This is a genomic window from uncultured Thiothrix sp. (assembly GCF_937876535.1).
Classification (GTDB): domain Bacteria; phylum Pseudomonadota; class Gammaproteobacteria; order Thiotrichales; family Thiotrichaceae; genus Thiolinea.
The window spans coordinates 18,318-44,602 of sequence record NZ_CALFHZ010000003.1; the positions used below are offsets into that span (position 1 = coordinate 18,318).

Sequence of the window (26,285 nt, forward strand, 5' to 3'; positions counted from 1 at the left end):
TAGGTACTTCCTCCGAACGATGGAGGCACAGTATAACCCGAAAAATCTGCTACTATTCAAGCTATTTTGCGCCGCACAACTAGAGGTTTTCTACCGTCTGGCGTCAATAAAAATTGCTCGAAACTGTTGCACTAGACATCCTAACGAGCACATAGTCTAATTCTTGCATTGCAATAACTGAAAAAAGCTAAAAAATTATGAGCGATACCAGCCGACCCCTGAATTTTATTGAGCGCATCGCCGAAGATGATCTCGCTAACCAAGTGGTGAGTGAAATCAAAACGCGCTTTCCCCCTGAACCCAATGGCTATCTACATTTAGGCCATGCTAAGTCGATTTGGCTGAATTTCGGTTTAGCCCAACGTTATGGGGGTAAATGCAATCTGCGTATGGATGACACCAATCCGGTTAAAGAAGACGAAGAATATGTCGAGTCTATTCAAACAGATGTGCAATGGTTAGGCTATCAATGGGATGGCAAAGTACGCTATGCCTCGGATTATTTTGATCAACTCCATGCCTGGGCGGTGTATTTAATCGAACAAGGTAAAGCCTTTGTCTGCGACTTGAATGCCGAACAAATGCGCGAATATCGTGGCACTCTGACTGAACCAGGCAAAAATAGCCCGTATCGGGAGCGTTCAATTGCAGAAAACTTAGCTCTATTTGAAAAAATGCGCGCGGGTGAGTTTCCTGATGGGCATTGTTCCTTGCGTGCCAAAATTGATATGAGCTCACCGAATATCAATCTGCGTGATCCGGTTTTGTATCGGATTAAGCATGCCGCGCACCATCAAACTGGGGATAAATGGTGTATCTACCCGTCTTACGATTATGCACATGGGCAAAGTGATGCGATTGAAGGCATTACCCACTCGATTTGTACTTTAGAATTTGAAGCGCATCGGCCTTTATATGATTGGTGTATTGATAATTTGCCCGTGCCTGCCAAGCCACATCAATATGAATTCTCGCGCCTGAATGTGAATTATACGGTCACTAGTAAGCGTAAACTCAAACAATTGGTCGATGAAAAGCATGTGGATGGTTGGGATGATCCGCGCATGCCCACGATTGCCGGAATGCGTCGTCGTGGTTTCACCCCAAAAGCTTTACGCGACTTCTGCGAAATGGCTGGCGTGACTAAAGTCGATGGTGTGGTCGATATTAGTATGTTAGAGCATGCTCTGCGTGAAGACTTAAATGCGCTGTCACCGCGTGCGATGTGTGTGCTGCACCCCCTCAAAGTGACTTTAACGAATTATCTTGAAGATAAAACCGAAACCATGCTCGCGCCGATTCACCCACAACGGGAAGATTGGGGCCATCGTGAACTGCCGTTCTGCCGGGAAATTTATATTGATCAAGATGACTTCCGTGAAGAAGCCAATAAACAATATAAACGTTTAGTGCTCGGCAAACGGGTACGTTTACGTAATGCTTATGTGATTGAAGCGGATGAAGCGCTTAAAGACACTAACGGTAAAATTATCGAAGTGCGCGCGCGGGTGATTGAAGATACCGTTGGCAAAGATCCCGCTGATGGAGTTAAAGCTAAAGGTGTGATTCATTGGGTCTCTGCACGTGAGAATCTTGAGTGTGAAGTGCGTTTATACGACCGCTTATTCTCTGATCCCGCGCCCGATGCGGGCGATAAAAACTTCTTGGACTTTATGAATCCACATAGTTTAGACATTCTGCAAGGCTGCAAGGGTGAAATTGGTTTAGCCAAAGCCACTGTAGCAGATCGTTATCAATTTGAACGTGAAGGCTATTTTATTCTCGATTCACGTTATTCCAGTGCAAGTAAGCCCGTGTTTAATCGGATTATTGGCCTGAAAGATACTTGGGGTAAGAGCGAGCAAGAGGCTTAAACCTTGCATTAAGCCACCTGATTTAGTTTAGGTGGCTTATATAAATAAACACTCACTCACAAAACTCCCTAGCTTACAAAACCTGAATAAAGATTCACTCAGCATCCCCTAAATAAGGGAGCAGCCTTCCGTTTTCTTTCCACATTTAGCGCATTTTTGCCACAAATTCAGTGCGTATCTTTATCCCTGTCGAAACAAGAAAACTTTAAACCAAATTACAAGGGAAACATCATGAAACTTAAAGCTCTACTCTCAAGTTTATTAGTTGTGGGCGCAGTACTAGGCTCTTCTGCAGCCATGGCATCACCAAGCTCTCACTCTAACACTGTCAATTTAGGTGCTTTAGAAGCCCGGATTGATAGCGGTGTCGCAACCGGCAAATTAACGCGTGGTGAAGAACGTGTACTTCGTTCTGAATTAAAGAGTTTACGTTATTCACTGAAAATGGCTTTAAAAGACCAGCGTTTGACTAACAAAGAACGTACTTCGCTAGAACGCAAGGAAAGCAGCCTAAAACGCAATATTTATAAACTAAGCAATAATCGGATTGTGGCACGTGGTTATGATAATGACCGTCACCATGACCGTTATGACGATAATAAACGCGGCCATGACGACCAGCACAGCAGCTATCGCGGCGCTAAAAACGACAATACTTTTGTAAGTATTAGTGCAGTACCTAATGGTTCAATGGTTTATGTAAAGTAATACAAACAAGGGCAACTTAGGGACGTTTGAGGGGCTAGAGCCGGCTTTCATGAGGAAGCTGGCTCTTTTTTATTTTATCGGGCGTTTAAGCACTAACAATGACTGGGCGTTCTTTAGAAAGGAAAGCTGCTGCCAAAGCAAACAGTAAGGATAGACCCACTGCCCAACGCACCACTTCCATCAAACCGGCGTAATGTTCAGGAGTAATTTTTGCCTGCCCGATCATCAGTGACATCAGCAAAGTAATGATAGCTGTGCCAAACATTTGCCCTAATAGGCGCGATAAATTTAATAAAGCCGAAGACATGCCTAAACGCTCTGGTGGCACAGAACCCAATACACTATTGCTATTCGGAGTGGAGAACATCCCAAAGCCAATTCCGAAGGCGATTAAGCAAATTAAGATAATCCAAATCGGGGTAGTTGGCCCTACTGTTACCATCAGTAAAGCTAAGCCAGCCACCATCGATAGACAACCCAAAGTTGCCAGCAACCGGGGGCGATAACGATCCGATAAACGTCCAGCCAAGGGAGCTAAAATGGTCATGACAATAGCTTGTACCATTAAGACCTGCCCTGCCTCAGTCGGTGTCATACCGCGGTTATACTGCAAATACAGGCTCAATAAAAACACCAAGCCATAATTACTCGCATACACCATAATCGATGCACCCAAAGCGCGCGAAAACGGTTTATTTCCAAGTACCAATTTTAAACGTACTAACGGGCTAACGGCTGTATAGCAATGACGTACAAAAATCACTATAAAGCTCAGTCCTAGTCCTAACCAAAGAACCGACTTCCAATCCGGTAAGGTGCTTAACCCGACAAACGTACCAATCATTCCCAAGGCCATGTACAAAGTGCCGATAAAATCTAGGCGTTCAGGCTGAGCATTTCGCCATTCACCTTTCATTTTCAAACTAGCAAGCAAAAGTACGATCAGCATTAAAGGCAGCGGAAACCAAAAAACTGCTTGCCAGCCAAAATGTTCCGTTACCCAGCCACCTAATAAAGGCCCACAAGTTAAACCTAAGTAAATCGACGACACTAACCAGCCTAAAGCCGCACCACGCCCTTGTTGGAATACACTGGTAATAATCGCCATACCAGTTGTGAAGAACATAGCACTACTAATGCCCTGCACGACGCGGCTAAATAACAAGACTTCAATGCTTTGCGCGAAACCTGCAATTAAACAGCCGATACTAAATAACACCCCACCAATTAAAAAAATTCGTTTGCGGCCATATTGATCCGCTAAACGTCCAGCAGGTAGCATCATTAATAAATTACTTAAGAGGAAAGCGGCCGGAATCCAACTGGCATAGACCGCATTGACATGCAGGTCTTCGGAAATAGCGGGCACTGCGACAAAAGAGCCTGATAAAGAAACAGGGGTTAAAAAGCTACTAATACATACAATAATTAAGACTGCATAACGGGCTGCAGGATTTTCTTGATAGTAGCGCTCGGTTTGTTGACTATCCAAAATACCAGCTCAGCAAAAACATAAACGCGCATCATAACATGAGTCTAACAAGCACACGGTTTCTAGGCTTTCTCCGTTTAGATGCTAGCTATTTTTTTATTAAAGCTTAGGTAGTTGGTGCTTAAGCTTATTCAGCACATAACTAGACGCTTCGACGCTTAAATGCCCTTGATCGGTATACATCAACACCCCATCTTCTCGACGCATTTGGCATTTAGCATTCGGGCAAATTGTTTCGGTCAGATCAACAAATTTGGCCGCTTTAGCTTGTTTAGTAAGTTCTTGGAGTCTAGCCACTTTTTTAAGTTGCTTAGCACTGACTGCAAAGTCACAGGATTCCTGTTTAGCAGTCAATAGTGGCAAGTAATATTGTTTGACTAAACAGCGCCCAACATTAAAGGGAGCATCAGGAGTAGGGCCAAGCAGCAATACAGGTAAACCTTGCTCATTGAGATTATGAATAATACTACTTAGCGAAGCATAATAATCCTCATCTAAGACTCCATTAAAAGGCGAGGACATAACGACTAATTTAATACTCGGTAAGCTTTTAATAGTCTGGAGGGCTTGTTTATAAAAATCGATACAGGTATTTTGATTTAAGGCAGGATCCTTCTCAATCAGGCCTATCTCACAACCTTCCTTAGTTAGTTGTAAAACCCCAGCCTCTGCATATTGTTGAGTTAGATTTTTCGAAAAATGCATCATATAGCTATTGCCAAGAGTGGCTACTTCGGGGGCTTGAGTAGAAGCGCAGTCAGCCTGATATTGAACATTACCATTACACTGCTTACCAAAGCCTACATTGCTTGCTAAGCGTTGGAACAGCTGACTACGATTTTCAAAACCATTCGTAAATTGCCCCAATACCCCTAAACTCATTAAAACAATACTCACAGGTGCTAGCCAGCCAACTAATTGCTTGAGCGAAACTTGTTGTTTATTTCTGAACGGTCGTTCTATTAACAACCAAGTTAGATAAGCTAAAACCAACATAATCGGTAGTAATACACAGAGCTTGGCAAATGTACTGAGCGAGCCGAGCATAAGCTGTGTATACACTAAAATCGGCTGATGCCACAAATACAGACTATATGAAATTAAACCAAGCCCTACGATCCAGCGTTGACTGAGAAAACGCTGTGCCCAAGCACCTTCTTGCGCAAATACCATCACTAATACACAGCCTAAGACGGGAATTAGCGTATACAAGCCGGGCGTAGGCGTGCTGGCATTAAAAAGAAAAATAGGTACCACAATGAGCATTAAGCCTAGCATACTCAACCAATCATTCATGGGTTTAGGTTTTATTACCTGACCACTTAGATAAAATGCAGTTAAAGCGCCTGCTAATAACTCCCAAATTCTAGCGGGTAAGAGATAAAATGCGGCCAGAGGTTGCTGAGCAAGTTGCCAGTTGGCGACTAAGATACTGATAACAAAAGTACTCACTAAAATAATGAGTAGTTTATTTCTATTCCGCCACAGCCATAAAAGCAGTAAGGGAAATAAAATATAATATTGCTCCTCAACCGCTAAGCTCCAAGTATGGAGTAGTGGATTTTCTTCCTCACCTAACTTGAAATAGTCTTTATTTTGAATAAAAAAGAGAATATTCGAAGAAAATACCAAGCTACTAACTACATATTGCCCAATAGCACGGTGCTCATCAGGTAGCATAAACAACCATGAAAAAGCATAGGTGGCTAAAAGCACAATTAATAAAGCTGGTAAAATACGCCGTGCCCGCCTTTCATAAAATCTTGCTAAACTAAATTGATTACGTTTTAAATCACTAATAATTAAACTCGTAATTAGATAACCACTAATCACAAAAAATATATCCACCCCAATGAAACCACCTTGGAATAGATCAAAACTCATATGAAATAAGATCACAGCTACGACTGCAAGCGCGCGTAGGCCGTCGATTTCAGGGCGATAGTTCACTAAGCTAGACCTTAGTCGTTAGTTAATTATAAATTCAAGCAATTTAGTTTAGAGCTTAAGCTAGCTTGAATTAAATCAGCTTAGAAAATAACTCCGATTTGTGGCTTAAGCTTTAAGATGATTGAAAAAATAGCGGAAATTTTACAGATCAAAGGCCTAAGCCGATTGTTAACTTCCTTATTATTTGCACATTGCCTAGCGCATTTTCTACGCAATTTCTCTTTAGACTTGTATATCAATAAGACAGTTTGTGCGTTATTAAGCTTACCCAACCACAAACCAAGGAGTATTTGCATGAAAAAATTCTTATCTCTAGCTATTTTCAGCACCAGTTTACTGCTAGGTAGTACGGGGGCTATGGCCTCGCAATGTGGCCTAGGTTATTCAGGCTATCATCGTCCTGCTCCTACCCGTGCTGCGGTGGTGCATTATCAGCGTCAAAATCATCGCGTCGTTAACTATCGGAATAGTTGTGTACGAGTTGATGGACGAGTTACACGAGCGGAACGCACTTGTTTAAGTAACCGTCATTATCAACGCCCAATGCCACGGCAGGGTGGCTACACACAGATTCGCCATGTACCTAATCGGCATCGTTAAGCTTAGTTAACGACCTACACAGTCTCTTTCTGCATTTTAGGCAATCTTCGGGTTGCCTTTTTTTATGCCATTTAAACGTCTATCTGCTTATCTTGGTCTTATGCCAATCAGCCAATAAAATACCAATCAGCCTAGGCTACACTTAAGTAAAGTATTCTAACTAATGATTCGGCGAGGGGATCAGACCAATGAATAAGCGTTTCACGTTCAGCACTGCTTTATTCTTAGGTTTAAGCAGTTTTGCGGTTCAAGCCAGCGATAAAACTATTTTAGTTTTAGATGCCTCGGGCAGTATGTGGGAGCAAATTGATGGCAAGCCCAAAATTGAAATTGCCCGTCAAGCGCTCAAATCGATTCTTGCGGATTGGCCTGCTGACCAAGAGTTAGGTCTAGTAGCTTATGGGCATCGCAGCAAAGGCGACTGTAAGGATATTGAAACCCTTATTCCTGTTGGCCCACTCGATGCTGCCAAAATGGGCAAAACCGTCGATAGCTTAATCCCTAAAGGTAAAACGCCCTTATCCGCTGCGGTCAAACAAGCCGCCGAAGCGCTTAAATACACGGAAGAAAAAGCCACCGTCATCCTCATCAGCGATGGTAAAGAAACCTGCGCTATGGATCCGTGCGCACTTGGGACTGAACTGGAAAAAGCGGGCGTAAATTTTACTGCACATGTAATTGGCTTTGATGTAGCTAAAGTCGAGGATCAAGCGGGCTTAAAATGCTTAGCTGAAAATACCGGCGGGAAATTTATCGCCGCTGCCAATGCCAGCGAACTCAATAAAGCCTTGGTTGAAACAGTTCAAGCCCCCGTCGTTGAAGCCGCTGCTCCCCCACCTGAACCACCCAAGCCCGAACCAGCGCCGCCCCCCAAGGCAAGCATTACTGCCCCAGCTAGTGCTGAAAAAGGCACTCTGATTTTGATTGAGCATCAGGCTGAGAAGCCGGGGATTGAAGGCCATGTGTATATTTATGCGCAGGGCAAAGAGCAAAGCATTACTTATAGCTCTGTACATCCCGATGGCGAGAGTTATAAACCCACGGAGTTACGTTTACCAGCCACCGTGGGTGAATATGTGCTGCGTTGGAAAGATGGTCAGGAACAATTGCTCGCAGAAACTAAGCTTAACGTGACTGAAGCGAGTATTGCTTTGAAAGCGCCTGAATCCGCGCCCAAAGGTACGCTCCTAAAAGTGGGTTTAAGCGCCCCCGCTGATCTTGAAGGCCACGTGCATATTTTCGCGAAAGGTAAAGACAAAAGTATCACCTATGGTTATGTGCGCCCCAATCCGCAAGGCGGTTATTTAGATGCTGAACTCCGCTTACCTGCTGAACCAGGAGACTATGAAATCAAATGGCTCACTGATCGTAATGAACTCTTAGCGCAAGCACCCCTTCAAGTCACTGATAGTGAAATTAAGCTTACAGTGCCTGCTTCAGCCTCTAAAGCTACTCTGTTAAAAGTCGGCTTAACTGCCCCCGCGCATCTTGAAGGCCACGTGCATATTTTCGCGAAAGGGAAAGACCAAAGCATCACTTATGGTTATGTGCGCCCCAATCCTCAAGGTGGCTACTTGGATGCCGAATTACGCTTACCTGCTGAACCGGGTGATTATGAAATCAAATGGCTATCGGATCGTAATGAATTGCTTGCTGCTACTCCGATTCAAGTGACTGACAGTGAAATTAAGCTCGAAGCGCCTAGTTCTGCTCCCAAAGGCACTTCACTCAAAATAGGCTTAATTGCCCCTGATGGTTTGGAAGGTCATGTACATATTTTTGCTAAAGGTAAAGATGAGAGCATCACCTACGGCTATGTGCGGGAAAATGCCATTAAGGGTTATGATCCGGCTGAACTCAGTTTGCCCGCTCAGCCTGGTGATTACGAACTGAAGTGGATCTCTGATCGCAATGAAGTGCTGGCCTCAGCACCTATTCAGGTCACCGATGCAGAAATTAGCCTATCCGCGCCTGAGCAAGTGCAAAAATCCACTGAAATCCAAATTGCACTCAAAGGCCCTGATGGTTTAACGGGGCATGTGCATCTGTTCGCGAAAGGTAAAGACCAAAGTATTACTTATGGTTATGTGCGCGCGAATAGCACCCAAGGCTATGAGCCAGCGACTTTAACCGTGCCAGATCAACTCGGTGACTACACCTTGCGTTGGCTAACCGAGCGCAATGAAGTACTCGCCGAAGCACCCTTACAAGTTGTGGAACAAATTAGCGAATAGACTTTATCTAAGATCACTAAATTGCATTAGCTCTAGCCCTTTGGCATGATCAAGTAGCCAGCTTAGTTCATAACTAAGTTGCGCTTCCAGACTGCTAGAGGAAAAAGCATGGATTTAGCCGCAATTCGCGCCTTTATTGCCCAAGAGTTTCCACAGACTAATGTGGTAGTTGAAGCGGTAGGTAATAAAACCTGTCGTGTGCGTCAACCAGTGGATCATAGCCATTTGCGCCCTGGTGGCACGGTATCTGGCCCGACTCAAATGCTGGTCGGCGATATTGCCATCTATATAGCCATCCTGCATGAACTCGGCCCAGTAGCCTTAGCAGTCACCACTAATTTGTCGATTAACTTCCTTAACAAGCCTGCTGCTAATACGGATCTTGTTGGCGAGTGTAAGCTCTTAAAGCTTGGTAAGCGTCTAGTCATAGGCGAAGTCTATATTTACTCAGTTGGTAATGCTGAGCCAGTGGCTCATGTCGTCGGTACTTATTCGATTCCTCCCGGAGCGGTTCAATGAGCCAATATGCACATAGCCCACAGCTACTAAATTCGCATAAACGTATGATTGATTTGCGCAGTGATACAGTCACTCAACCAACTGCAGCCATGAAGCAAGCCATGGTTGATGCACCCTTGGGTGATGATGTTTACGAAGAAGATCCGACCGTCAAAGCCCTTGAACAACGCTTGGCCAGTATGCTGAATAAAGAAGCGGCTCTATTCTTTCCTAGTGGCACACAAAGCAACCTAGCAGCTTTACTCTGCCATTGCCAACGCGGGGAAGAAGTCATAGTCGGCGAGCAATATCATACCTTTTTACATGAAGCGCGGGGGGCTTCGGTACTGGGTGGGATTGCCATGCATCCACTCCCTACTAGTAAGCTAGGACGGATTGAAATTGAAGATATGCTAGCGGCTATTAAGCCTGACGACATTCATGATCCGATTAGTAAATTACTCGCACTAGAAAATACCGTTTCTGGCTGTGTACAAGAGCAAGCTCACTTGAATGCACTGGCTGAAGCGGCTCATGCACGCGGTTTAACTGTACATTTGGATGGTGCACGCTTTTTTAATGCGGTAGTTAAACAAAACCAAACGCCCGCCGAATTAGCCGCACCAATGGACTCAGTTTCCATCTGCTTATCCAAGGGCTTAGGCACACCCGCAGGCTCAGTTTTAGTAGGTTCAGAGAAGCTGATTCGTTATGCGAAACGCCAACGTAAGATTTTAGGTGGTGGCATGCGTCAAAGCGGCATGTTAGCAGGTGCCGGTCTCTATGCTTTGGAAAATAATATTGAGCGCTTAGCCACTGATCATGAACATACCCGAATCATTGCAGAGGCTTTATCTGAGCTACCCCAGCTAGAAGTCGATCAAGAGCGCTTACAAACCAATATGTTCTTTATTAAGCCACGCCCTGAAGACCATGCACCTTTACAAGCCTTCATGACAGAAAATGGTGTGCGTATTGGCTGGCAACAACCTTGGATGCGTTGTGTGCTGCATTTAGGTGTTTCAGCGGAGGATGTGACAAGAATTATTGAGTTGTTTAGGCGCTATTATCAATCCTGAAACCTACTCTAGTTGATCCATTTCATTAGCATGCCTAAATTGACGTGCTAATTCCTGCACCTCAACAGCTAGACTCTCTGACTCATTATGTTCTGGATTCTTAGGCACTAGCAAAGCCTGCTCGATTTTACCCTCTGACATCAGCAATGCATACCAGAAAGCACGTCCATAGCGAGCTATTTGTTCAGCACGGTCTAAACGATTCACAATGCGGCGGGCATTATACCAGTCGCTTTCCTCACGAAAATAATGCCGCAAAGCTTTGCCTGTGAATAAGCCATTAATCATACCTTCGAACAAAATGCTCGTTGCAACAGTTTGCTCTAGCGCCAACTCAGGTTGGCTCAACAAATCGATCCCAAGCAACTCACTAAAACGCAGATAGTTTGCTTTCCAAGTTACTTGTACAAAACCACGACCATAATAAATCTGCCCTGTTTCAGCATCAGGTGTACCATATTCACGTCCATGTCCCTGACCATACTCATCAATTGGCTCCATGGTAAAAGCCGTTTCATGGTAAGCGGTCGCCAAAATATAGGCTAACCAACGTATATCCTGTAATTGACGCTGCTGCCATTCATTTAAGATAACTTCCATGCCATGCACTTGGCGCTTACTTAATTTGCCATTTGAGGGATAAGTGCGTGCACAATCGAAAAATACTTTTCTGTCCATATTCTTCTCCACTAAATAAGAGCTTCTCTACACTCATAAACAAGTTGCTTAATACCTTCATCAAACTCTGTTGGATCTGACATATCCACAAAACGCTTATAACGTAGACGTAAGGAAAGCTTCTGCATATCACAGTCACGATATAAAACCCCAATTAAACGCTTATTTTTACCAGCAACTTGGCTAGCTTCTGTCTCTAAATGCTGAGCCATTAAATTCTCTAACTCAGTAAAACCGCTATTCTCATAATCGGGAGTGAAAATGGCTACGGTATAGCGGCTCTTTTCGACAGCTGCTTGCATAGATTTCACAATGGGTTCACCAGCACGAAAACACTTATAATCACCATCGAAACAGACGTTTAATCCAGCATTCGTTAAAGCAGGAACTAAAGTCTTCTTCACCCACTGCTGATCGGGATCAACATGCCGATAACTTAAAAATAGATCATATCTATAATCATCACCTTGGGCTTTGGGTAGTACCATTACAGGTAAATTGGTAACCAAAGCTACTGGAAAATTCTCCTCGACTTCAGCTTTAATGAGTGGATTCTGATTAGGCTGTTCTGCTGTTACTTTGGGCTGGAGGTAACTAAATAAATCAAAGACACGTACATATTGACCTGTTACTAAAGCCTTACCCTGCAATCCCTCTAATAAATGCTTAGTAAACAAACTATTTTTATCGCCCTGATACACATAAGAAACCTCATTCGGTCGGGAAGATGCGATAATCACCCGCCCCCAACCTTTAGATAGAACCTTATAATACTCCTCCGGCAAACCCGCTTTTGCTTCAGTACCATAAGGGCTTTTAGTTTCACCAATACCGCCTGAATGACAGCAGTCAAAAATAACTAAAACCCTTCTTGAGCGTAATTGACGCAAAGCCTCGCTAAACTCCTTACCCGAAATAGCAGTAGCTGCCAACTCCTCATCTGAGCCATAACGTACATCGACGGGCAAAAGATAAGCTCCGGCCTGATCGCCAGCAAGAATCTGCGCGCCATGACCCGAGAAGTAAATTAAGACGGTACTATCCGTTAAGCAATTGTTTGCTAATTTAGCTAAAGCCGCCCGGATAGCAAAACCTGTTGCCTCAGTATCTGTTAAATACAGGACATTAGCCGAGTCATATAAACCTAAGCTTCCATTAGAGATTAAAGCATGGATGCTGTTAGCATCATTGGTCACACTAGCTGATAGGGGCTTGATATGTTGGTAGGCGGAGATGCCAATGATTAGAGCGCAATTACTCACCATAACACTTACCTCTCGTTTAATTCTATTACTTGCAGCATATTTTTTGTGGTCTCTAATTCTGAAAATTTTCTAGTTTTTTGCAAAGTAATTATTTGCTCTGAAAGGTTCATCTTATATAAATCAACTTCCAAATTGTTATTAATAATACTAATTTCATTAAGCTTATTATTAATAAATTGATGAACAACATTAGCTTCAGTTAACCTTTTCTCTTTCCTTAACTCAACGGCAAATTCTATTAACTCCTCTAAAGGAACTTGTTCATTTTCAATGATTCCATTTAATTCATCGGTTATTACTTTAATAATTTGAGGAGTCAGCCCCCTCGAGCTTACAACAACTACACTATCCAATTTGCAGCACTTATAATTTTTATTTACCAGCTTTCTACAAAAATCCTTTATTGACTCACCGTCACCCCGATTACAATCACTCATTTTTATTCACCCTTTTTCAAACAATCAATATTTAAGCCATCTATATACATTTTTCTTTTTTCAGCAAGATAATCATATTCCAAATTTTTTAAATAACCATTCCAAAAGTTACAAACACTCTTACTGTCTTTTTTATCTTCATAAGCTAACCCTAGCAAATAAAAAATATCAACTTCCATCTCATAAATACCAATTCCTCCATCAAGTGAAATACTATCATTAGCTTTTCTTAAAAAATAAATTGCCTTATCAATATTTTTTATATTTAGGTAATACTTGCCCATATTTTTATAAAAATAAATTTCGTCAATAATATTAACTTGATTGAAATTCAAAAAATCCTCCATCTTTTCTAAGAAAGGATATGCTTTTTCGTTAAGGTAAAAGTCGAGATAAGCATTCACTAAAAAATTATAATTTCCAAATAAATTACGATCTTTATCTATAGCTAGATTAAGCACGCTTTCTACTTCTACAGATAAAGAGTCTTTACCAGTCGCCATATTTTGTTTGTGCATTGCATTAGCCCACAATCCTAAAAGCAATGAACTGGGCACTAACTCACTAGCTCTCTTATATGATTTAACTGCTTTATCATATTGATGTTTTTTAAGGAGGACTGTACCTAAAGTAGAGTAAGCCTCTGCATAATTTTTTTCATAGGCAATGGATTCATTAGCCAATTTTTCTGCGTAATCTAGATCGCCTTTAATGTAAACCTCTAAAGCTTGTGTGTTTTTAGTATACGCTTGACAAAAAGCCTCACTATATACCCCCTCTGTATAATCGTTAAGAATAACCCCTAATTTATTTAAATTTGGAATTTTTTCTAGCACCCTATAAATTAATTCTGAACTATAAACACAAACAGGCATTCTCTCATCAATTGAGTGAAAAAATTCAATATTTTTTTCTTCCTTTTCATTTAAATTCTTAATACTTACTTTAAAACCTTCTTGATCATCTTGATTAACCCTGTTAAAACTAACACTATAATCAAAATAATAATAACATTTAGCATAATCTGAATTCGATAAAATACTATAACTAATTTTATTAGAAAAACCTAATGCCTGTGTTACCAACAAATTAGTTATTAACTGCTCTTTATTTTCATCATCTAAAAAAGCAATATTTAAATTACTAACCTCATCATTCCTTATATAACCACTTTTATCACAAAAGTTTCTATTTTCTATTTTTTTATAGGAAACCAACACCAAAACTGAGCAACTAATCATGCATAGAGCTAACCCGAAATAAAAAATTTTCTTTTTATTTATTTTATGACTATATTTCTTAAATCTATATACATTATCTCTTCCTTGAAACCAAATAACAGCAATTAATACCAAACAAAAAAAGAACAGTGTTATTAAAATAATTTTAATATAAAAATCTGATAAATTTATGACAAAAGAAATAAAGATAATAATAAATAAAATAAACTCAAGACTTATAATAAAAATATTAATCAATCCTAGCGAATTCCATCCCGGATCAATTAATTTCTTACTAAAAAATAAAAATTCTTCTACTTCAACTCCAGAGCCAAAAATTTTAAAAAGCGAATCACCTACTATCAGCTCTGCTTCTTTTAATTCTTTTTTATCTAAACTACCACCCTCATTTTTACCAAATCTTTTCCATTCCATAAGTTTAAAATTAAGCAATCTAATTTTAATTTCAAAATCTTTATATTCTTTTATCCATTTAGTCAGCATGGGCCAAGCATCTATTAAAGATTCATGCACAATATCAACCGTAGAATCGTCATCTTCCTCCCCACGATTAATAGTTAATAGCCGATAATTCTCTGAAGATAAATGCTTTAAAATCCCCTCAAATACAGCTTGATTATCTTGATCACTTCGTAAGTCTGAAATAGACTGTTGTCGTCGAGTGTTAGGTTTTCCTTGGCTAAACTGAATTAAACGTAAAAAAATTCGCTTAGTAATATTCTCTTCTTCAAAACGATGTTCTTTATCTATCGAAATTAAAGCCTTATAAGCTGCATCTGCTTTCGCAGCAATTGAAGCTTTTAACCCTGAGCCTGAATTTCTTCCTAAATTTTCATAAGCTTCCAAGCCAATATAATTCTCATAACGCTTCTCCCATAAATCACGCAAGGTCTCTTGCACAAACGGTAAAATCCCTGGATCATCACCAGCTTCAGTTACTAAGCGCTCCACTAAACGTTCATCAATATATACATATTTTTTTAAGGCTGGTTTAGTAATGGCATCAGTTAAACCCTCACGACTTAATGCATTAATTCGCTGTAAGTAATTATCAAAATCAATATAAACTTGACAGAACGCAAGTTGGGGGTAAAACTCTGCGCGTAAAGTGATTAGTAAATAAAAACCAGGAACTTGCTTTTTCAATTTTACTAGCAAACTTAGTAGCTGCTTAGCTTTTATACTGAGTATGAAGTTTGATCGATCATCTGGCTCGACAGAAAATAACTCTTCAAACTGATCAATAAACAATAAAAAGCTCTGATCAGGCTGCTCTAAAGAAAGAAATTGCTTGATTAGTTCATCACCATTTTTTAAAGCAGCTTCAGCTTGCTCTAACCAGCTATCTAAATCATTATCAATTGGTCGAACCGTTTTAACCAAAAAGTGATGTTTAGCTTTTAAGCGAGGAATGATACCTGCTCGGGCTAAAGAGGATTTACCACAACCAGAAGCACCAGTTAGCACTAAAATATGTTCATTCCTTAGGGCTTTAAGATATTGGTCAATTTCTTCTTCTCGCCCGAAAAATCGACTAGCATCTTCTTCTTCAAAGGTTTGCATACCTGGATAAGGCGATACATCTAACTGTTGTTGTTCTTCTTGACTACGTGGCGGAACAGCAAATAAGGCATCTAATTGCTCTTCACTTTGATACTGAGTCAGATTGACTCCATTGATAAAACGTAAAAATAACTCTAAATCAACCGATTTCAGTAAAAGCGGTACAACAGGCCACTCTCTGCGCTCTACACCTTTGGTAAAAGCCATTAATTGCAATAAATGATGGCGCTGGCTTGTACAGTATTGCGGGGTAACAACGACGAGTATTTTCTCACTAGTTTCAATATTAGCCTGCAAATCATCGATCCATGCATTGCCCGTGATCTCTCCTACTAAAACAAAAGTCTTACCACTACGCTCCAATTTTGGAACTAAAACACCATGTACCCATTCCTTTGCATCGTCCGCAAAGGAAATAAAAAAATCATATTTGGTATTTTCAGCAGTGTTACCCATAAAACAACTAAACCCTTCAAGCTGCTTTAAAGTTCATCCATGAGTATTAAATTTCTTGAATTAATCCTTGATCAAGAAAAGTGAAAACTAGTACTAAATTTCAAATGGTATTTGTTGATCAAAATGAGGATCGCTCATACCAACTACTGAATGGTTCGGTGATTGAATAGCTGGCATGCGAGCTAGAATTTTCTTGTGAAATTGCTGATAGTTACCCTGAAAACGCCCATCTGCCCAGACTTGTAAAAGCTGCGTGGTAAAAGCACCATTTTGATCGCCATCATAAGAATATTGATTATCCTGACAACCTGATAATAAACGCACACTAGCTTTGATATCAGGTGTAGCTCGTGGCAAATCACGCACTAAACTGGCATAGAAACTTTCGTTCGCTTTCCAAGTTTCTTGCATTTGCTTGAGCGGTAAAAATCGTGGGGTTTGTTGGGTATAAGTTATTTCAGCTTCAGCAGGTTTAGTAATAGTGCCACTATGACAACTATCTGACACCACTAAAATTCTTACACCGGCTTTAAATCGAGACCAAAACACATTTAACTCATCATCAAGGAGTTGGGCATCATATAAACACCAACTTTCATCCATGCCGTCATCTTCATCACGATTGGTATCAGGCACACGGCTCCCATGCCCAGAATAGGAAATAAAAAAAATATCACCTGCCTGCAAGCTAGCTGCTGCTTGGTTGATAGCGCGAATTACATTTTCGCGCTTAGCGCTTTCATTAAGAAGAATTTGCCCTTTAAATCCCTGCCCTAAAGCTAAGTGATTCATAGCTTTAGCATCGTTTACACAGCCTTTTAAAGCACCATCTGATCCATAATGTTTGGCATCAATAAAGTTCACGCCAATATTTAAAGTAAGTCCTTGTGCCATGATGCTCCCCTTCCAAATAAAGTCCAAAAAATCCCAGCCTTTTTATTGTATAGAATAAAAATTAGCTTTTTTGTTGAAAAAAAGCATAATTTATGTAAGGTTTTTTAAATGAAATTTAACAATTACTGAGCAAAAAACAGATAGTTCAATGACTTAGAGCACTTTGAGAGGACTAAGTAGGTTTCTTAGTGTGTAAAAACTTAAAGGAGATAGCAATCTATCTCCTCATAAAATTATTTATCAAATCAAAAATCTACTTAAATTTTTTCGTATGGTAGGCAGTAGAATCACCACGACCTTGCTGACAGCGCCAAGCTTTTTTACCTTTAGTAATTTTCCAACTCGCTTCACCAGCTTTGAACATTAATTGATATAGCTGTGCAGCAATCGAATCATCGCTCACGCCTTCCAAGCGATAGGTGCAAATCTGAGTATCCTTTACTTTTTTTGCACACCAGCTGTAAGCCTTACTGCCTTCGTTTTCATTCGGCATCGCTTGCAGAATCCTTAAAGGTGAAGCAGCCGCATTAGGATTAGCCATTACAGCGGCATCTAATTTCGCATTAAAAGCTGCAACTTCTTGTTTAGAAATGGGGGTGACGCTTTTGATGGGATAAGTAGAACTAGCCATCAAAGAACCCGCAGCACAAACCAAGAATAAACCTTCCCTAGCATACAAATATCTCCTAGTAAAAGCTGATTAAAAATCATATTTAGTATTAAAAAATCTAGGAATGGGAGTAGATCACCCTTACCCTAGCTAACTTTAGAGGCTTTTTCTAATTATTATGGATTTATTTTAAGCAGCACAGCCATCTTAAAACACCCCTTATTTAAGGGAGGCTTATTCAGCAGCTAACTAGACTTGATCAATTTAAATTCTACTTAGGTGAAGGAAGGCGAGTACAGAAAAATAAGGCAACTTTAAGAAACAGCACTAACTTTAGCGCTGGCAAATAGCCGAATCATTAGGCTGCTCAACACTTTTCACAATCGTGTCAAGGAACTGATTAAACTCCTCAAGGCTGAGCACTGAAAGAATTCGATTGACTAAGGCGGGGTCGACTTGTGCAATCGTTTGCTGGCCATTAGCTAATTGCAAATAAAGGCCAGCGGCTGTTTGTGCATTTTCATCCTCGACCGCTTCTTCTAATAAGGCTTGGTCAGCAATCGAGAGTTCATCATATAAATCATCTAACTCATCCCAAAGTGGCTGCCCAATTGATTCAGGAATTTTAAAGACTATGGCCTCTTGTACTGCTTCAATTTCCTCTTGGTAATCAACAGAGTGCTCGCTCAAAGCAGAAGCAAATTGATCAGCTATCGCTCTGGTAAAAAAGAGATACTCTAAAACATCGCTCATGATTCGCTCCCTCTATTTTCTTTACCCGACACTGCCAGCAAAACCTTGTCGAGTAAGCTTGTGGGTAATAAGCGCTTACAAACATAAAATAAGCTACTGGGAAAAGTGACTCGATACCGCGCTTTAGGAGATGCACTTTCCAAAGCGTGAATCACTTTGGCTAAAACCGCTTCAGGAGGCAAGGTAAAAGGCGCAGCAGGGCCGACTTTCTCTAAGCGCTTAATTGCGCCTTTATATTTGTCACGATGTACGCTTTTTTCAATATCCACATGGTCTAGGAGCGATTTCAGGGCATTCGCCCGAAAGCGGCTTTCCACTGGCCCTGGCTCAATCAAACAAACTTTAATCTCAGTATCATAAAGCTCTAAACGTAGAGTATCGGCTAAGCCTTCAATAGCGTGCTTACTAGCGTTATAAGCCCCCCGAAAAGGTAGGGCTATAAAACCCAGTAGTGAGCTATTATAAATAATGCGTCCGTAACCTTGATGGCGCATGAGGGGCAGTAATAAGTTGGTGAGTTGATGCCAGCCGAACACATTAGCCGCAAATTGCCGCTCTAAAGTTTCGCGACTTAAATCCTCCAACGCTCCTGCTTGCCCATAAGCCCCATTATGAAAAACTGCATACAACTCACTATTAGTCCGCAGCATCAATTCATGGGCACAAGCCTCTACACTTTTAGGATCAGCCAGCTCCAAAGGAATAACTTTAAAGCCTTCTGTTTCAAGGCGTTGTATATCCTCAGGTCTGCGAGCCGTCACAAAGACTTTATAACCACGCTCACGCAAGCCTTTAGCTACACAATAGCCAATACCACTTGAGCAGCCAGTGACTAATACATTGCGCATGTTTGCATCCTATTTATATCGGGGTAAAGCATCCTTAGCCATCTTGAATTTAGTGATGAGCGTCCCTATTATTGCCGCACTTGAATATCAGGAGAGACTGATTATGCCTATTTATGCTTATCAATGTAGTTCTTGTGGTCACGAAATGGAAGCGCTGCAAAAAATGAGCGATGCCCCTTTAACGGCTTGCCCTAGTTGCCATACTGCTAATCTGAACAAAAAGATTACTGCAGCTGCATTTCGTTTAGGCGGCGGCGGTTGGTATGAAACTGACTTCAAAAGTGACAACAAAAAGAATTTAGCAACTAAAGAAACTAGCTCTGACACAAGTGCTGCCCCTTCACCTGCTTGCGGGACGGGTGCCTGCCCTGCTTGTCAATAAGCAGTTTCTGACTTAAAACTGCCTGTCGAGTTTCATTAAAACAGACAGGCGGATTGTTGGCTACTAGCTTTATTTTTCCAGTGTTTTTAGCTCCCCCACTCATCGGAAAGTCTTACCTTCAAACCTGCATAAGATTGCAAATTGCTGCAAACCCACTGAGAATTACTATCATCAATATTTTTGATAGACCAATTTAACTAATAATTAAAAATAAACAAAAACGGGGTCAACTAACATGAAAAAACTCTCTATGTTCTCTCTGTTCTCAGCAGCTCTGCTGACAGCAGGTAGTGCATTTGCTGGCGGCGGTAGCCTCTTAGGTGGTGCAGGTGGCAGCAATATGGAAGTCGGCACCATGTATGGTGGTATCAGCGCTGGCCAAGCTAGCACTAACTGTATGATGAATGACGGTAAACTAATTGAGGGCGATAAGGATTGCCGTAATCCTGGTTGGAAAGTCTATGGTGGGTATAAAGCCACTGATATTATCTCGATTGAAGGTGGTTATTACAACCTTGGTAGTTCTAAAGAATCTCTCTCTGGTAGTGTCACTAAAGGAGACTACACTGTAACCAATCCTTCTGCAGAGGGCAAAGCTTCCGGCCTAGGGATTACTGCAGTAGCCTCTGTACCTGTAGTGGATAACTTCGAAGTATTTGGTAAAGCGGGAGCAATGATTTGGCAATCTGAGGCTACAGTTAAGGCTGATTCGATTACTAATAACGCAACGGGTGTCACTTGTCCTGCAGCTAACTGCACATTATCTACCGACAAAAACGGTACTAGTCCTTTAATTGGTGTGGGTGCCAGCTATAAAATAAACGATAACTTTGGAGTTCGTGGCGAGTATGAGTATTTTCAACGCCAAGATGTCACCGACAAAGATCGTGCAGTGGGTATCATGTCGGTTGGAGCTACCTTCTCAACTTTATAAAAACTAGATTCAGGGTGTTAGGCCACCCCGCTTAACACCTCTCCCTACCCCATAATTAAAACCACACAGGGAAAAAATATGAACAAGTATGTACTGAGCAGTGCATTAACTCTGCTTTTGGCGCAAAGTAGTGTCTTCGCCTATGACTATTCCTATACTGAAAATACCTCTAAAGATGGTGCCGCTGATTTTTATGTCGGTGCAGGTCTTGGTGTCTTAGGCGGTGACGCTGCCGATGTTTGTGATGCTCGAAATTTAAACTGTACCTCGTGGAAAACCTTTGTTGGTTATCGTCCCTTAGAGAACTTTGCTATCGAAGGTGCTTACCAGAATTTATTTAGTGGCCGCTTCACTGGAGAAGACGGTAATAGCTATAAAGTAGAATCCACAGGACTTAGCGCCTCTGCTCTAGGCATTATGCCCTTAAAAGACAATCTAGACTTCTTTGGTAAGCTCGGTTTCCTAGCTTGGGAAGGACGCATTAATGGAACTGCCCAAGCAGATGGCACCGATATGCTTTTAGGTGGCGGCATTCAAAGCAAGATTAACGATAACCTAGGGCTACGTGGCGAGGTTGAATATGTAGGTGGTGATTTAGATAGCACCAATTATAGTGCAGGACTGACTTATTCAACTTTCTAAACTAGAAGTAAAGCCAAGAGAAAATTTTTCTTGGCTTTTAAAAAGCTATTGAGCGGCTTGTAAAGCAGCAATACGCTCTTCTAAAGGGGGATGGGTCATAAACAAACGACTTAAACCCTGACCACCGGCAATCCCAAAGGCCTTCATTTCTCCAGGTAAATCATGCGGCTCATGTACACGTTGGAGGCGTTGTAAGGCAGCAATCATTTTTTGGCGACCCGCTAAATCCGCTCCAGCTACATCAGCGCGGAATTCACGATAGCGTGAGAACCACATCACAATAATCATCGCCAAGAAGCCCAATAAGATTTCAGCGATCATTGAACCAATAAAATAACCAATCCCTGGGCCGCTATTTTCTTGATTATTTCCACGTAGCAAGCCATCGATAAACATACCAATGACACGTGCGAAGAAGAACACAAAGGTATTCAACACACCCTGCAATAAGGTTTGAGTGACCATATCGCCATTCGCAATATGTCCAATTTCATGCCCCAATACTGCCTCAACCTCATCGGGCGTCATGTTTTGGAGTAAACCTTGGCTGACAGCAACTAAAGCATTATTTTTATTAGCGCCAGTAGCAAAGGCATTTGGATCAGGCGAATAAAAAATACCTACTTCAGGCATGCCGATCCCGACCTTATCCGCTTGGCGACGCACGGTTTCAACTAACCAGCGTTCTTGATTATTGCTAGGCTGCTCAATAACTTGCACACCCATGCTTTTTTTCGCCATCCATTTGGACATGAGCAAGCTAATAAACGAACCACCGAAGCCAAAAATCAAGGCCATGAAAAGCATACCGCCCATGCTGCCTTGAGACATATTGATGCCAAAGAGCGCTGCGAGCACGTTCATGGTCACAAACAACACTGCCATGACAGCGAAGTTAGTGAGCACTAATAGAATAATTCGCATCATTTTTAATTAATACCTCTCATTAAGACTTATACTTAGGCTCAATCATAGGGTTAACTTGCACAGATGCAAGTATCCCTTATCCACGCCCCTGGCTTTCTAAAGCACTTACTTGTTGAAATCCCTTAGGTAGTAGCTTGCCGCGCTGTGCACGCTCACCACGATATTCAGCTAATTCAGCGCCTTTCAGTACCAAAGGTTTTTTACGATTATCCACTTGTACTACTAAAGGATCATTCTCCGCTAATACCAACATGAGGGCTAACGCTTCATCGGCAATACCCAAACCACCTTTTTTCAGGTTAATTAATTTATTACCCTTACCTTTTGCTAAAACCGGCAGCTCTTTAGCTGGAATAAGCAGTAAATAGCCTGAAGTCGAAACGAGCGCGAGCCAGTCTTTTTCCACATCACGCACTAAAATGGGTGGCAAAATTGCTGCATTATCGCCTGCTGTTAGCGTCACCTTGCCAGCTTTATTGCGGCTTTGCATATCTTCAAACGAGCAAATAAAGCCATAACCCTCAGCGGAAGCGAGTATATACTGATCGCTTTCTTTACCCAGCAAGGTATTAATAAAACGTGCCCCACTTGGTAAAGTGAGCTTGCCGGTTAAAGGTTCTCCCTGACCGCGTGCGGACGGTAAGGTATTGGCCGCTAAGGAATAAGTGCGCCCCGTACTATCCAGTAACACTAGTTGCTGATTCGAACGCCCATAAGCAGCCGCTAAAAAGCCATCGCCTTGCTTATAACTCAAGGATTCTGGCTCAATATCATGGCCTTTAGCAGCGCGAATCCAGCCCATTTTCGACAAAATAACCGTGATTGGCTCAGCGGGTGTCAGCGCAGTTTCATCCAAAATTTGTGCTGCTTCCCGCTCTATCAAAGGTGAACGGCGCTCATCGCCATACAGTTTCGCATCTTCTTTTAACTCTTTGCGGATCAAGCTGGTGAGCTTCTTGTCAGAGCCAAGTAAACCTAATATCTCTTCGCGCTCCTTTTCCAACTCCGCTTGTTCACCACGAATTTTCATTTCTTCCAAGCGCGCTAATTGGCGCAATTTGGTGTCGAGAATATATTCGGCTTGAATATCGCTAAGTTTGAAGCGTTTGATTAATTTGGGTTTTGGCTCATCTTCCGCGCGAATAATCCGAATCACTTCATCCAAATTGAGGAAAGCAATTAACAAACCCTCCAATAAATGTAGACGCTTTTCGACCTTATCCAAACGCCACTGCAAACGGCGCGTCACAGTTTGGCGACGATATTGCAACCATTCATTTAGAATCTGCAGCAAGTCTTTGACTTGCGGGCGACCATTCAAGCCAATCATATTCATATTGACCCGATAGCTTTTTTCCAAGTCGGTGCTGGCGAATAAATGCGACATGAGCTGCTCCACATCCACCCGATTGGAGCGTGGCACAATAATCAAACGTACCGGCTGCTCATGATCCGACTCGTCGCGCAAATCTTCCACCAAGGGTAATTTTTTAGCCTGCATTTGCTGGGCGATTTGCTCCAGAATTTTTGAGCCAGACACTTGATACGGCAACGCAATAATGACTATATCGCCATCTTCCACCTCATAACGCGCGCGCATTTTGAAACTGCCATTGCCCTTTTCATAAAGGCTCAGGAAATCAGCAGCAGGCGTAATAATTTCAGCTTCAGTCGGGAAATCAGGCGCAGGGATAAACTTACATAAATCCGCTAAGCTGGCCGTTGGGTGATCTAATAAATGAATACAAGCATTCACCACTTCGCGTAGATTGTGCGGTGGAATATCGGTTGCCATCCCGACCGCAATGCCCGTTGCACCATTCAATAGCACATTTGGCAAACGTGCTGGCAAAGTCACTGGCTCTTCTAAAGTGCCGTCAAAATTGGCCTGCCAGTCAACCGTACCCTGCCCTAACTCTTGCAATAAAACCTTCGCATAGGGCGTGAGGCGCGATTCGGTATAACGCATCGCCGCAAAGGATTTGGGATCGTCCTGCGAACCCCAGTTGCCTTGTCCGTCCACCAAGGGATAGCGATACGAAAACGGCTGCGCCATCAAAACCATGGCTTCGTAGCAAGCTGAATCACCATGAGGGTGATATTTACCCAACACATCGCCCACAGTACGCGCTGATTTTTTGTGCTTGGAAGCGGCCGACAAACCCAATTCAGACATAGCATACACAATCCGGCGTTGCACCGGCTTTAAGCCATCGCCCAGATGCGGCAAAGCCCGATCCAAAATGACATACATGGAATAATCTAAGTAGGCTTTTTCGGTATAAGTTTGTAGCGGTAAAGTCTCGATCCCGTCGTAATTCATGCTAATCCTGCTTATTTTTGGCTGTGCAGATTATAGCAAAACTAAGGTTAGACAACGAACACGCTTAGACGATTACAGCTGATTGACAAGTGATTTGTTCTTAATTTTTCAACGATTAAAACTATTGCTACACCAAAAAATCAGCCACCACTTCAATCTGCTCAGGCATTGCCAAAGTCGGCGCATGTCCTACCTTAGTAAAGGTGACTGCCTGTGCATTCGCTTCAGGTTTTCGTGCCAACATTTGTTCAACTTGCTCAGCCGAGAGTAAATCGGACAACTCACCACGAATCACTAAAGTTGGGCAGATAATCTGTTCCCAAAGCGGCCATAAAGTAACTTCACCATTGTAATGATTAAATGGTTCCACTAAGCGCACATCATAATGCAAAGTGACTTTCCCAGCACCCGTCCGCCGCGCTGAAGTCATCGCCATCCGCCGCCAGAAGGTGTCAGTATTTTCGCCAAACGGAATATAAACTTGGCGTAACCAAGCCTCTAATTCGCTGACATTATTGAAACTAGGTTGTGAGCCTGCATAAGTACGAATGCGCTCCACGGCAGCCACTGGAATTTCAGGCCCTACATCATTGAGCACCAACTTTTGGACACGTTCTGGAGCAATTGCGGCTACGACCATACCGATCAAGCCCCCCATCGAAGTACCGACCCATTTAAACTGCTGAATACCTAATTGATTGGCTAAATCCAAAGCAATTTGCGCATAAAACGGCACAATATAATGCTCTAGGGGTGAATCACTCCATTGTGACAAACCACGGCCGGGGGTATCGGGGCAAATTACTCGATAACGTGTGGCTAAAGCCTCCGCCAACTCATCAAAATCCCGCCCTGTACGGGTTAAACCATGCCAACAAATTACCACCGGAGCATCCACTTGCCCCCATTCGGTGTAGTGAATTTCAAAATTTTGACAGTTAAGAAAATGATGACTGGGCGACATGGCGCATCCTTAAGAATAAACAGACCTAAGCATAGCGAGATTTAAGCTTTTTTGACAACCAAATACACCCCAGCCACAGTGAGACCAATGGCTGCAACCGCTAGGAATGGTAAAGACTCATCAAATAATAACCAAGCTTCAATGCTGGTAGCAGGAGGTACTAAATAAAAATAACTAGCCACTTTAGCGGCTTCGCCCTCACGAATCATATACATAAGTAATAAAATCGCACTGACAGATAAACCTAAGACTAACCAAGCCAAAGCAAAAATGAGTTGTTGATCCCAAACCACTACGCGAGTTTCAAAACTATATGCCAGAATTCCCATAAAGACTGCGGTACTCACATATTGCCAAAGTGAACCAGCTACTAGATTGACACTACCACCAAACCGCTTTTGATAAATGGTACCGAGGGCAATCGCGGCCAAAGCAATTAATGTGGCTGCTATCGCTGGCCAAGTTAAATCAAACTTGCCATAACCGCGCGTACTAAGAATCACAAGGGTCACGCCGATTAGACCTAAGGCCAAACCTAGCCATTGGCGCGGTAACAAGCGATCACCAAATAAGCGCCAACCTAGAACAGCAGTCAATAAGGGCTGAATCCCAACTACAATGGCAGTAATACCCGCAGGCATCCCCCATTTAATCGCTGCAAACACGCCACCTAAATATAAACCATGCAGCAATAAGCCGGTCACCATTTGATGTCCAGCCTGTTGCCAACTCGGCCATTGCACTCGCAGCACCACACATAGCAGTAAAAATACTGCTATGGTCCAGAGCATACGAATAAACAATAAATAGAAGGGTTCAATAAAGGGCAACGCATACTTCGCGCCAATAAAACCCGTACTCCATAAAAATACGAAAAGAAATGGAATAGCTTGGATAAAGACGCGATGTAAGCGAGTGTTCAATCCCTAAATC

The 26,285-nt window shown here is 42.1% G+C and carries 23 protein-coding genes; 9 read left to right on the forward strand and 14 right to left on the reverse strand.

Annotation, left to right across the window (positions count from 1 at the left end; all coding sequences use genetic code 11):
- The first annotated feature begins 197 nt into the window (after positions 1-197).
- Together Q0230_RS00780 and Q0230_RS00785 are read left to right on the forward strand one after the other, a co-directional pair.
- A complete protein-coding gene (locus Q0230_RS00780) occupies positions 198-1,874 on the forward strand; it encodes a glutamine--tRNA ligase/YqeY domain fusion protein (RefSeq protein ID WP_298607162.1) in 1,677 nt (558 codons plus the stop codon).
- 231 nt (positions 1,875-2,105) lie between these two features.
- Positions 2,106-2,582 (forward strand): hypothetical protein, encoded by a 477-nt coding sequence (locus Q0230_RS00785; protein WP_298607164.1) that lies wholly within the window; start codon positions 2,106-2,108, stop codon positions 2,580-2,582.
- A gap of 85 nt (positions 2,583-2,667) precedes the next feature.
- Here Q0230_RS00785 and Q0230_RS00790 read toward each other — a convergent pair whose 3' ends face one another.
- Entirely contained in the window at positions 2,668-4,074 is a 1,407-nt protein-coding gene (locus Q0230_RS00790; protein ID WP_298607165.1) for an MFS transporter, read from the reverse strand.
- 99 nt (positions 4,075-4,173) lie between these two features.
- On the reverse strand, positions 4,174-6,024 hold the full coding sequence (locus Q0230_RS00795) for an acyltransferase family protein (RefSeq protein ID WP_298607167.1): 1,851 nt from the start codon (positions 6,022-6,024) through the stop codon (positions 4,174-4,176).
- A gap of 294 nt (positions 6,025-6,318) precedes the next feature.
- Here Q0230_RS00795 and Q0230_RS00800 point away from each other — a divergent pair, with 294 nt between their 5' ends.
- The 4 genes from Q0230_RS00800 (at position 6,319) to ltaE (ending at position 10,435) form a co-directional block, all read left to right on the forward strand.
- Entirely contained in the window at positions 6,319-6,624 is a 306-nt protein-coding gene (locus tag Q0230_RS00800; RefSeq protein WP_298607169.1) for a hypothetical protein, read from the forward strand.
- A 188-nt stretch (positions 6,625-6,812) separates the two neighbouring features.
- On the forward strand, positions 6,813-8,858 hold the full coding sequence (locus tag Q0230_RS00805; RefSeq protein ID WP_298607171.1) for a VWA domain-containing protein: 2,046 nt from the start codon (positions 6,813-6,815) through the stop codon (positions 8,856-8,858).
- A 108-nt stretch (positions 8,859-8,966) separates the two neighbouring features.
- The gene (locus Q0230_RS00810; protein ID WP_298607173.1) at positions 8,967-9,377 is read left to right on the forward strand and encodes a PaaI family thioesterase; all 411 of its coding nucleotides are present in this window, start codon (positions 8,967-8,969) and stop codon (positions 9,375-9,377) included.
- The gene (ltaE, locus tag Q0230_RS00815; RefSeq protein ID WP_298607174.1) at positions 9,374-10,435 is read left to right on the forward strand and encodes a low-specificity L-threonine aldolase; all 1,062 of its coding nucleotides are present in this window, start codon (positions 9,374-9,376) and stop codon (positions 10,433-10,435) included. The genes Q0230_RS00810 and ltaE overlap by 4 nt, the downstream gene beginning before the upstream one ends.
- Before the next feature lie 3 nt (positions 10,436-10,438).
- Here ltaE and Q0230_RS00820 read toward each other — a convergent pair whose 3' ends face one another.
- The 8 genes from Q0230_RS00820 to Q0230_RS00855 all read right to left on the reverse strand — a co-directional run bounded on the left by Q0230_RS00820 (position 10,439) and on the right by Q0230_RS00855 (position 19,180).
- Complete coding sequence (locus tag Q0230_RS00820) at positions 10,439-11,113, reverse strand: glycoside hydrolase family 19 protein (protein WP_298607175.1); 675 nt, start codon at positions 11,111-11,113, stop codon at positions 10,439-10,441.
- Between the two features lie 11 nt (positions 11,114-11,124).
- Positions 11,125-12,378, reverse strand: coding sequence for a caspase family protein (locus Q0230_RS00825; RefSeq protein WP_298607176.1), 1,254 nt, complete (start codon positions 12,376-12,378; stop codon positions 11,125-11,127).
- Positions 12,379-12,383: 5 nt separating this feature from the next.
- A complete protein-coding gene (locus Q0230_RS00830) occupies positions 12,384-12,815 on the reverse strand; it encodes a hypothetical protein (protein ID WP_298607178.1) in 432 nt (143 codons plus the stop codon).
- A gap of 2 nt (positions 12,816-12,817) precedes the next feature.
- Complete coding sequence (locus Q0230_RS00835) at positions 12,818-16,075, reverse strand: TIR domain-containing protein (protein WP_298607180.1); 3,258 nt, start codon at positions 16,073-16,075, stop codon at positions 12,818-12,820.
- A gap of 93 nt (positions 16,076-16,168) precedes the next feature.
- Positions 16,169-16,969 (reverse strand): caspase family protein, encoded by an 801-nt coding sequence (locus Q0230_RS00840; protein ID WP_298607182.1) that lies wholly within the window; start codon positions 16,967-16,969, stop codon positions 16,169-16,171.
- Positions 16,970-17,222: 253 nt separating this feature from the next.
- Positions 17,223-17,648, reverse strand: coding sequence for a hypothetical protein (locus tag Q0230_RS00845; protein ID WP_298607184.1), 426 nt, complete (start codon positions 17,646-17,648; stop codon positions 17,223-17,225).
- A 264-nt stretch (positions 17,649-17,912) separates the two neighbouring features.
- Positions 17,913-18,332, reverse strand: a complete 420-nt coding sequence (locus Q0230_RS00850; RefSeq protein WP_298607185.1) for a hypothetical protein — start codon at positions 18,330-18,332, stop codon at positions 17,913-17,915.
- Complete coding sequence (locus Q0230_RS00855) at positions 18,329-19,180, reverse strand: SDR family NAD(P)-dependent oxidoreductase (RefSeq protein WP_298607186.1); 852 nt, start codon at positions 19,178-19,180, stop codon at positions 18,329-18,331. Before Q0230_RS00855 ends, Q0230_RS00850 begins: the two co-directional genes overlap by 4 nt.
- Here Q0230_RS00855 and Q0230_RS00860 point away from each other — a divergent pair.
- The 3 genes from Q0230_RS00860 (at position 19,161) to Q0230_RS00870 (ending at position 21,138) form a co-directional block, all read left to right on the forward strand.
- Complete coding sequence (locus Q0230_RS00860) at positions 19,161-19,562, forward strand: FmdB family zinc ribbon protein (protein WP_367274116.1); 402 nt, start codon at positions 19,161-19,163, stop codon at positions 19,560-19,562. The two genes, Q0230_RS00855 and Q0230_RS00860, sit on opposite strands and share 20 nt — an antisense overlap.
- Positions 19,563-19,797: 235 nt before the next feature.
- Entirely contained in the window at positions 19,798-20,496 is a 699-nt protein-coding gene (locus Q0230_RS00865) for an outer membrane beta-barrel protein (RefSeq protein WP_298607188.1), read from the forward strand.
- A 78-nt stretch (positions 20,497-20,574) separates the two neighbouring features.
- The gene (locus tag Q0230_RS00870) at positions 20,575-21,138 is read left to right on the forward strand and encodes an outer membrane beta-barrel protein (protein ID WP_298607190.1); all 564 of its coding nucleotides are present in this window, start codon (positions 20,575-20,577) and stop codon (positions 21,136-21,138) included.
- Between the two features lie 45 nt (positions 21,139-21,183).
- Here the strand turns inward: Q0230_RS00870 and htpX are convergent, their stop codons facing one another.
- The 4 genes from htpX to Q0230_RS00890 all read right to left on the reverse strand — a co-directional run bounded on the left by htpX (position 21,184) and on the right by Q0230_RS00890 (position 26,275).
- Positions 21,184-22,065, reverse strand: a complete 882-nt coding sequence (gene htpX / locus Q0230_RS00875; protein WP_298607193.1) for a protease HtpX — start codon at positions 22,063-22,065, stop codon at positions 21,184-21,186.
- A gap of 76 nt (positions 22,066-22,141) precedes the next feature.
- On the reverse strand, positions 22,142-24,388 hold the full coding sequence (gene parC, locus Q0230_RS00880; RefSeq protein WP_298607195.1) for a DNA topoisomerase IV subunit A: 2,247 nt from the start codon (positions 24,386-24,388) through the stop codon (positions 22,142-22,144).
- Positions 24,389-24,515: 127 nt separating this feature from the next.
- Positions 24,516-25,352: an alpha/beta hydrolase gene (locus Q0230_RS00885; protein ID WP_298607197.1), complete on the reverse strand. Its 837-nt coding sequence runs from the start codon at positions 25,350-25,352 to the stop codon at positions 24,516-24,518.
- 41 nt (positions 25,353-25,393) lie between these two features.
- On the reverse strand, positions 25,394-26,275 hold the full coding sequence (locus Q0230_RS00890; protein ID WP_298607199.1) for a DMT family transporter: 882 nt from the start codon (positions 26,273-26,275) through the stop codon (positions 25,394-25,396).
- Positions 26,276-26,285: the final 10 nt, after the last annotated feature.